The 8,118-nt window shown below is 45.4% G+C and carries 7 protein-coding genes and 1 pseudogene; 3 read left to right on the top strand and 5 right to left on the bottom strand.

Annotated elements, in window-relative coordinates; translation table 11 throughout:
• Both AB7S66_RS09995 and AB7S66_RS10000 read right to left on the bottom strand, forming a co-directional pair.
• The coding region (locus AB7S66_RS09995) for a hypothetical protein (RefSeq protein ID WP_428519594.1) at positions 1-253 on the bottom strand (253 nt) is incomplete at its 3' end.
• Entirely contained in the window at positions 243-539 is a 297-nt protein-coding gene (locus tag AB7S66_RS10000) for a type II toxin-antitoxin system RelB/DinJ family antitoxin (RefSeq protein ID WP_117329046.1), read from the bottom strand. The genes AB7S66_RS09995 and AB7S66_RS10000, both read right to left, overlap by 11 nt.
• Before the next feature lie 548 nt (positions 540-1,087).
• Between AB7S66_RS10000 and AB7S66_RS10005 the strand changes: the two genes are divergently transcribed.
• Positions 1,088-2,431 (top strand): AAA family ATPase, encoded by a 1,344-nt coding sequence (locus AB7S66_RS10005; RefSeq protein WP_428519597.1) that lies wholly within the window; start codon positions 1,088-1,090, stop codon positions 2,429-2,431.
• Between the two features lie 129 nt (positions 2,432-2,560).
• On the opposite strand, the gene AB7S66_RS10010 is transcribed toward AB7S66_RS10005, so the two are convergent.
• Together AB7S66_RS10010 and AB7S66_RS10015 are read right to left on the bottom strand one after the other, a co-directional pair.
• Positions 2,561-3,739 (bottom strand): hypothetical protein, encoded by a 1,179-nt coding sequence (locus tag AB7S66_RS10010; protein ID WP_428519599.1) that lies wholly within the window; start codon positions 3,737-3,739, stop codon positions 2,561-2,563.
• Positions 3,740-3,785: 46 nt separating this feature from the next.
• Positions 3,786-5,915 (bottom strand): GumC family protein, encoded by a 2,130-nt coding sequence (locus AB7S66_RS10015; RefSeq protein ID WP_428519601.1) that lies wholly within the window; start codon positions 5,913-5,915, stop codon positions 3,786-3,788.
• A 341-nt stretch (positions 5,916-6,256) separates the two neighbouring features.
• Between AB7S66_RS10015 and AB7S66_RS10020 the strand changes: the two genes are divergently transcribed.
• The gene (locus AB7S66_RS10020; protein WP_428519603.1) at positions 6,257-7,066 is read left to right on the top strand and encodes a hypothetical protein; all 810 of its coding nucleotides are present in this window, start codon (positions 6,257-6,259) and stop codon (positions 7,064-7,066) included.
• 7 nt (positions 7,067-7,073) lie between these two features.
• On the opposite strand, the gene AB7S66_RS10025 is transcribed toward AB7S66_RS10020, so the two are convergent.
• Positions 7,074-7,787, bottom strand: a complete 714-nt coding sequence (locus AB7S66_RS10025) for a transglutaminase-like domain-containing protein (protein ID WP_428519605.1) — start codon at positions 7,785-7,787, stop codon at positions 7,074-7,076.
• A gap of 132 nt (positions 7,788-7,919) precedes the next feature.
• On the opposite strand from AB7S66_RS10025, the pseudogene AB7S66_RS10030 reads away from it, so the two are divergent.
• A pseudogene (locus AB7S66_RS10030) lies at positions 7,920-8,118 on the top strand (shikimate dehydrogenase); the annotation flags it as partial.

The following is an 8,118-nucleotide window of genomic DNA, read 5'->3' on the forward strand; positions in this document are numbered from 1 at the left end:
ACACGCTATTTTCAAAAACCGAGAAAACCGCCTTGTACCTTTTAGCGAAAACAACCCGTCTGTATTTTCCGCTGGGTAATCCAAGATCCTCTTCCAGTTGGAATTGGAAGGGATTATCCTTCAACGCAACAAGAACAGAACAGAACTCATTTCTCAATACTTTGGCAGCAGGGATGCTCACTTGGGCAAGGAATCTTACGTGACTGACAAGCATTTCATCGGCTTTTCTGGAGACAATAACTTCATACCCCATATTTGGCTTCAGCCTCTGCCACAATCAAGTCAAAATCCTTAAGTATTTCATCTCCACTTCTGCCGACATACCCGTTTATACGTTCATCTTCTGCAACAAGCAAATCTGCATACAATGAATTCTCGGAAGCCAGAGACAAACTCAATGGCACTGACTTTTCCCTCACAATCTGATGAAGGAGCATGTTGAAGGTTCCATTCAGTGTCATTCCAAGTTGATTGAGGATTTCCTCGGCCTGAGCCTTGAGTTCCGTATCCGTTCTTAAACTGATTGTTGTACTAGCCATAGAGTTTCTCCCTGCTGAAATTCTATCATTTCCAAGTAATGTAGGCAATACAATGCACATACATTGCATAGAGTCATCAGCCTATCAATACCGAAGATCAAGCAAATCCCATAATCATCTGCAACTGATTGCTGGTTAGGCTTTGATTGGTCGATCATTCCCGAGCGAGTGCAGGGAAAGCAAGGTGAAATACCCGTCCCTTGGGGCGGAAAAGGAGGCAACGCCTCCTGGGTTCTGAAGTATTGATACCTTTCATTTGCTGTGATCCTTGCTCAAGACATAGCAGAAAAACCTTCTGTTTTGAATATTGTCTCTCCCTTAGAAGGTAACTAAAGAAAATTTACCTTCTTAGGAAGTGCTCTATGGAGAAAAGGGTTTCAGGGTAGAGTTTCTTAATCTCATTTTTGGGTTACATGTGTATGGGTATATGTAGAGGATGTTGGTATAGAATCGAAAAAATCGTAAATATATCGAAAATATATATAGATAGTTACATATAAGTGTATTATACTATATATGAAAACGAAAAAATCGAAAGGTATGATAATATGCTTATACAATTTATAGTAGATAACTTTCTTTCCTTTGGTAGCAGACAAGAGTTTTCCTTGTTCGCTGGAAAAACTCGTGCTCATCAAGATCGCGTTGAACAAGTCCAGGGAAAAAGCCTGCTCAAGTTTGCAGCACTTTTTGGGGCTAATGCCTCAGGAAAATCCAATCTAACACAAGCTATGGCCTTCATGGACAAGACGATTGAACAAGGGAGATTGCCGAGGAATTGTTTCCAAAGCTATTGTCGTACGAAGGCTGAAAATACAGATCGTGTATCATATTTTGAAACAATCTTGGTTCTGAACAATTCATTCTACTCCTATGGTTTTGAAGCTCTGCTTTCAAAGGGAACTTTTACATCAGAATGGCTGGTTCAGATTGATCAAAAGGGAAAAGAAATACCGCTCTTTACCCGCAATCTGATTTCCGGTGAGACCGATATTGCTTGGAATCTCTCAAACCAGTCCAAACAGCGGTTAGTCATGTATGCAGAAGATTTGCGAAAGGATAAGACTACACTCTTGTTGTCGATGATGAACACAGGGAAAAAAGAGTTGTACAAGGATTATCCTGAATTGATGGTTCTTCGTGATACATATCAGTGGTTCTCGAAAACATTCAATGCAAGCAAGCCTTTTGAACCCATCACAAGTGGTAATCGGTATCTGATTGATGAAAAGCTCCAGGAACTTACGAGCTTACTGGAGAGGTTTGATACTGATATCCATGGCATTGAGAAAATTGACATGCAGATTGTTGACCTTCCTACCTATTTGCATAAGGCTGTTGAAAATGCCAAACAAGACATTTTGGAAATGATTGCCAAAAAACCTCAGACAAATGGAATGAGTATTCTTCTAAGGGATGCACAGAGCTTCCTATGTATCTCGAAAAGTAACAATGAGGAAAATTTCTCTCTTAAAAAAATTGTATTCCGTCACACTGATGGCCAAATGTATTCGATTGGTGAAGAATCAGACGGTACGGTCAGAATTATGGATCTAGCAGAGGTGTTGCTCACGACTGAGCCACGGGTATTCGTAATCGATGAACTCGATAGATGTTTGCATCCACAGCTGAGTTACCGATTCATTCAAAGAGTACTTTCACATATTGCCAAGTATCCAATTCAGGTAATTGTCACTTCTCATGAATCAAGATTATTGAATTTGGATCTCCTTAGAAGAGACGAGATATGGTTTGTACAGAAACGAAAGGGGGAGACTTCACTCTATTCACTTGAAGAGTTCAATGAACGTAGCGACAGGAAAATTGATAAAGCGTATCTAGATGGGAGATACGGAGGTGTTCCTCTGTTTGTTGATAAAGAAGAAGTATAAGAACCCTACCAGTTCCCGCCGGGAACCAGTATGGTTTCTTTCATGTGATTATCCCTTCCCCCCACCAAACATCAAGCTTGAGACGAAGTGTCTCTGCTAATTTGTAAGAAAGGAGAATACTGATTTGAATCAATACCGGTCCCAGAATGGTGGTTCATCGTGCTTGCCTGGGATGTAGATCCTATCAGAGTGGACTGCACTGAAGACCAGGGGAACGAAGAGAATATCGCCATAGCGGAAAGGGTAGAGCATCTCTCCGAGGAAGTACACAGAGAGGATGACCATAAGGCTGAAAAGCAGCATTGAGGTAGGCAGCAGGCGGTAGAGGCTGAAGAGGATTGCCAGGAAGGGAATTGCAGCGAAGATCCCGAATGCTGCAATCATCCATAGGTATGAGTTTGGAAGGCCTTTGCGTGCCAGGAAGGACGGGGTGAACCCTGTAAGCAGTTTCCTGGGTGTCAGTTCATTCAGGAACCTTGTTGCTGCACTGAGTCTTCCTGTATTGGTAAACCCCAATTTTCCAAACTGGGAGTAGCGATAGAGGTGGGGAACAAGGAGAACCAGTGCTATGATGATCATGATCAAGGCAAGCAGAAGTGGGAGACGATAGTACTTCAGCCAGTGGGTTCCAGAATCGACATAGTAATAGGCAATGAAGCGAATGTTGATAATGATGATTACCACCAAAAACAACATTGATATGATGATCGCAGCCCGTCCTCTGGCACAGAAGGAGAGTACCACTGAAACAATGGCCGGCCAGATGGCTGGTCGGTATCGTTTGTTGTAGAAGTCCGAGATATAGAGCAACCCCTCTCCCAGGAACATGATGCTTGCTATGTATGTAAGGGGAGCCTTTTTGATGCCTCTCAAAGTGGGTAGGTCTATCGTGGTCGTACAGACTGCGACGGCAAGTAGCACCGAGGTGATGATGAAGAAAATCCGGAAGGTTTTCTTGGACCAGCTGGAGTATACAAGCAGTATGCCGATACTGAAGCCTGCCAGTGAGTAACCCAATCCACTCAGGAGGGATACCCCTTGTCCTTGGGTGACCTTTCCATAGATCAGGAGAAGTACCAACATACCACCCATAAGATAGTCAACCAATTCCATGGCTTTCCGTTGGGTTACCATAGTAATGATGGTACACAGGGAAGCGAGCATGAAAGAGATGATCGCTATATTGGGGATAGTGAAAATAATATCAAGCAACAGTAGCAATAGATAGGAGGGAAGCAACACCTGTAGCAGCAAGGGAGTAGAGGGAAGTGTGTTCTCGGGTTCCTGCATCAACAGTCTGTATTTCATGCACGCTCTCCTGTTCCCTCCTCTCCTGAGGAGGGACAGTGTATCTTTAACGGGATGAAGCTTTCGTCAACAGCTTGACTTCTCGACCACTCCCATTACCGGACATGAGTGCAGTCAGGGCCTTGTCGTGTGCCTTGATAGCTTGTCGCTCCTGATAGGAGGGTTTCCCTGCAATATTGTTCAGGACAACACCAGAGAGAGGCAGGTCGCAGAGTCCAAAGGTGTGAAGCAGTGCCTTGAGCATCTTACGCGACCCTACAAAGCTACGGATGTTCAGGATCAATCCATTGGTGGCTCTAGAAACTGCAAGCAGATTCGAGGCAGAGCGGAAGGTTGGTCCGTCGATAAGTACCACATCAAAGACAGCGGAAACACTGCCAAGGTACTCAACAAACTGTGGGCTGTTGAGGATCTGTCCCAACTCCTTTGGGCTTGCATCCATTGATGCAATGGTAAGTTCAGGGTCTTCCCCAGCAGGTTTACACGGCTTATCGAGGGAGAAAGTTTTGAGGTGGGCCGCTGAAGCGATTTCCACATGGTTGGTAATCTTTGCGTAGAGGCGTTGGTAGTTCATTCCCTCATTCGCAGTACCAATGACAAGAACCTTCTTTCCGCTCTTCACCATGGAGAGTGCTGTATTGAGTGTGGTATAGGAAGTGCCTTCCCCATAACTCAAGCTTCCCAGGGTAAACACATTGGTATTCGGGGTATACATCATAATACCTGCAAGGTGAGTGTATGCGCTTCCTGCAGCCGAATCAGGATGTTCGAGAATTTCCATCTCGGTATTGATATCCTTGCTTCCCGGGGGGATGGTGATAAGCAGCTTTCCCTCCTTGCCCAGAATCCTGGTGAGGGACTGTTCGTCATCAATCGTGTCAGAGAGGTATTCCGCAAGCAGGGTTGCGAGCAGAGCAAGTGCTGCTCCCAGCAGTACACCCACTGCCAGGATAAGGAGGTTGTTGGATTCCCCATCCTCATTCACCAGCTTCACTGGTTCCACTACCTGTATGGCAGTACGCTCTGAGGCAAGGAATGAGTCGAGGGAGCGTATCTGGGAAGTTAAACTTACGGAAGTACTGGTCTCCCTGGAAACCTCATTACGGAGTTCTGAGTATTCGAGCTGGAGGTCGGTCACCGTTTTCAGTTTGTTCAGGTACTCACTCTCCAGACTGCTGAGAATGGTATATTTCACACTCGATGTGATGATACGAGTTTTCTCTAGAGCATCAAGTTCATCTAACCCTTGAGAGAGGAAAAGCTCAGAGAATTGGGCTTCCAAGTCCGTGAGTGCAAGTTCCAGTTCCGGATTACGTACTATAGTCTCTTCAGGTGTATTTGATTGTACCAGCAATCGAGCGATTTCATCATATAGATATTGTCTATAAGCATCTGAATACTGAGAGGTCAAAAGAAGGGTTTGCTTATCCTGTACCCCAAGAGATTGGAGAGTTCCCTCCAAAGATGTTTCAGGAGCAATTTCAGCAACCTCACCAAGCTGGAGCTGAATAAGGGAGAGAATTCGCTGATATGCCGATTTATTTGCTTCCAAAGAGAGAATGTCCGTCTCTTCCTGGAAAGCAGCTAATGCTGCCTTGCTTGATTCAAGAAGAGTAGTACTCTCTTCCAACTGCCTATCCAAAGCATCATGCTGCAAGGTAAGGTCAGTATTTGCAAAGGCAAGGAGGGATGCAGAAAATTCACTGGTAAGAGCATTCAGAAAATCTTGGGCAAATACTGGGTTGGAGTGTTCAAGAGAGATGGAGAGGGAATTGGTGTCCTTTATCTCACTGGTGGTGATTGCTTCCTGCAGACCTTTGAATTTCTTCTTGTCAGTGAGCAGGTCTTCATAGGTGGAGCCATCCTTCCTCTGGTAGGAGGCAAGGTTCAGTCTTTCCAAGGCACTACGTACTGTTTCATCACGCTTGAGAAACTGCAGTTCAGTAGTTATGTTCCTGATATCACCTCTGGAAGTATTCCAGGCAGTGAGGTTCTTGATCGACTCCACGCTTACCGTGGTTGTTGCGGTATAGGTGGGATCATTCATCAAGATATATCCCACACAGGCAAGGACGATGATGCCAAATACAATCAGAAGCAGTTTAACATGCTTCAATACAATGCCAATAAGCTCACTTATGCTGATTCCTTCGTCCTCGTACAACGTTTCTTCCATACCTGGGTCCCCATTTTCCTATGCAAAAATTTGTGAGACAATCTCGCTTTCCCGACGAAATTCTCTCTTGTGCAAGAATTGCTCTGCCAACAAGCATACTTGGGTGAACGGTACGAAGGTGTGCATAGTAACCTGTTGTTAGAGTGATTTCTTAAACTCTTAGACCATACCATGTACAGGGGTGAAAGTAAATATAGATTAGAAAAACGATTAGTTGCCAAAATGCTGAAAATGTATAGCTTTGTATTGGAAAACCACCCTGAAAGATTAGTAAGGTGCTTCCAGCCAAGAAGCGCAAAACACTATTGACCGGCATGCTTTCTCCCCTCACAATGCTAGGCATGAAGAAGTGGAAAACCCCAGAGAAGAAATCATTCCGCCAGGCCTTGAGGGAGAAAGATAGTACGCGCATCGTGCACTTTGTCCTACGTTTCATTGTTGTCTTGGTACTGGTCGCCCAGCTCTTCAATCGCAATTATGAGAATGTTTTCCTTTGTGTGCTTACCCTTATTCTGTTTGCTATTCCTTCCCTGATAGAAACCAATACCCGTATCGACATACCGGACACCTTGGAGAACATCATCCTCTTCTTCATTTTTGCAGCCGAGATACTCGGGGAGATGCGCTCCTACTATGTGACCTTCCCCTTCTGGGATACGCTACTGCACACCTTCAACGGATTCTTAGCCGCAGCAATCGGGTTTTCCCTGGTGGATATACTCAACCAGAATGAACGGTTCTCCATCCGGCTCTCTCCCCTTTTCGTTTCCATTGTTGCTTTCTGCTTCTCCATGACCATCGGAGTAATCTGGGAGTTCTTTGAGTTCTTCATGGATGTGGTCTTTCGCTTGGACATGCAAAAGGATACCGTTCTTACCACCATTCGCTCCGTCTCCCTGGACCAGACAAACAGCCAGAGGGTTATCACCTTAAGCGGTATCGAAGAGGTTGTGGTCAATGGAAAGCCATTGGGGGTAGGTGGGTATCTGGATATTGGGCTCTTCGACACCATGGAAGACTTAATCGTTAATTTTATTGGGGCACTTGCCTTCAGTATTGCCGGCTATTTTTATGTAAAGTACCGGTCCAAGAAAGCTGGATTTCTTAAACACTTCGTACCTACATTGGGGGAGAAGGAAGAGCCCAGGTAGAGACGGTTCAGCTGTTTCTCAGTTTCCTGATCGAACGGTTGAGCTTTGGCCGGAGTATCAGTTTGTAGGTCAGGCAGTGTGTTCTTTGCTCTGCTTCAGGATAGGTGCTGAAAAAGGAATCTGGGTCATTGAAGGTGTGCAGGCTCTCCCTGATTGCCTTGCTCTGGATCTCTGTCTCCTCTTCCTCCCAACTGATCGGGGGGTTCCGGAAGTGGGTCACGGCTATCCCGTAGCCATAAAAGCTTCCGATGAAGTTGGCAAACTTCTGTTGGAGCTTTTCCAGATAGGGGCGGTCAACAATATGTCCTCCGACCTCAATCCACTGGTCTTGGTAATATAATTCTACCCACGTATGGTGCAGATGTCGTGGACTGAAAAGGAAAGAGACCTCACCAAGTAATCCACGGTGAATGACCTTGCTGATCATGGCTGCCTTCAGCCGGCAAGGGACTCCCACTGCACGAAGCAGTGCCATCAGGAGCGTGGTCTTTGTAAGGCAGTTTCCCATACCTTGGGCAAGCACCTGTGAAGCAGGCACAGCAAAGTGTTCACCATACCCAAAGGGGATGGCATCACGCACAAAGGTATACACTGCGGCAATACGACTACCGAGAATAGGAAGGGTAAGCCAGCCCTGCTGTTTGATGAGTGCTGCGATAGTGGGATGTGTATAATCAAGGAGTGCTGTCTGTTCTGTATATCGTTGCTCGTCTATTTCCATGTATATTTTCTCTTGGGTACCAATATAAGACTATGAACGAATAGTTACCAGACATGAGTATACAATGGGTATTGGGTATAAGCATTAGACAGAAAGGTAAAGCTGTACTACGATACAGAGGAGGAGATTGCAATGGATACACTACATGCACTGATGAAGGGACCGCTCCCTTCACTGTTTTTCTGCATTGGCAACCCGGTGGTGGGAAACCCCACCCAATATATGATGGAGAAAGCCTTTTTGGATATGGACTTTCCTGGTCAATACATCACCTGTGAGGTGGAGAGTGACCAGCTGCAAACAGCACTGGAGGGGTTGAAAGCCCTGCATG

It is taken from the genome of Sphaerochaeta sp. (assembly GCF_050178175.1).
In the GTDB taxonomy this organism is placed as follows: domain Bacteria; phylum Spirochaetota; class Spirochaetia; order Sphaerochaetales; family Sphaerochaetaceae; genus Sphaerochaeta.

What these genes read in the sequence shown, in the direction of transcription:
- AB7S66_RS10020 (WP_428519603.1), top strand. Translation starts at nt 6,257, where the DNA reads ATGAAGAAGTGGAAAACCCCAGAGAAGAAATCATTCCGCCAGGCCTTG.
- AB7S66_RS10025 (WP_428519605.1), bottom strand. Translation starts at nt 7,787, where the DNA reads ATGGAAATAGACGAGCAACGATATACAGAACAGACAGCACTCCTTGAT.
- AB7S66_RS10000 (WP_117329046.1), bottom strand. Translation starts at nt 539, where the DNA reads ATGGCTAGTACAACAATCAGTTTAAGAACGGATACGGAACTCAAGGCT.
- AB7S66_RS10005 (WP_428519597.1), top strand. Translation starts at nt 1,088, where the DNA reads ATGCTTATACAATTTATAGTAGATAACTTTCTTTCCTTTGGTAGCAGA.
- AB7S66_RS10010 (WP_428519599.1), bottom strand. Translation starts at nt 3,739, where the DNA reads ATGAAATACAGACTGTTGATGCAGGAACCCGAGAACACACTTCCCTCT.
- AB7S66_RS10015 (WP_428519601.1), bottom strand. Translation starts at nt 5,915, where the DNA reads ATGGAAGAAACGTTGTACGAGGACGAAGGAATCAGCATAAGTGAGCTT.